Source organism: Bacillus sp. AFS018417 (assembly GCF_002560985.1).
Lineage (GTDB): Bacteria > Bacillota > Bacilli > Bacillales > Bacillaceae_G > Bacillus_A > Bacillus_A rhizoplanae.
Window position 1 is genome coordinate 1 of record NZ_NTTM01000142.1, and the last position, 214, is coordinate 214.

Annotated in this window: 2 tRNA genes; both read left to right on the forward strand. The window is 51.4% G+C overall.

The annotated features are described in order from the left end of the window. Positions 1 to 20: 20 nt before the first annotated feature. Positions 21 to 96: transfer RNA gene (locus CN326_RS23920), tRNA-Thr, on the forward strand. A gap of 8 nt (positions 97 to 104) precedes the next feature. Beyond that, a tRNA-His gene (locus tag CN326_RS23925) sits at positions 105 to 180 on the forward strand. The last annotated feature ends 34 nt before the right edge of the window (positions 181 to 214 follow it).

Consider the following 214-nt stretch of genomic DNA (forward strand, 5'->3'; position numbering starts at 1 on the left):
GTCATCCTCCACCATATAATGCCGGCTTAGCTCAATTGGTAGAGCAACTGACTTGTAATCAGTAGGTTGGGGGTTCAAGTCCTCTAGCCGGCACCAGGATTATGGCGGCTGTGGCGAAGTGGTTAACGCATCGGATTGTGGCTCCGACACTCGTGGGTTCGATTCCCATCAGTCGCCCCATTTCTTAAAAAAACAATATGCGGGTGTGGCGGAA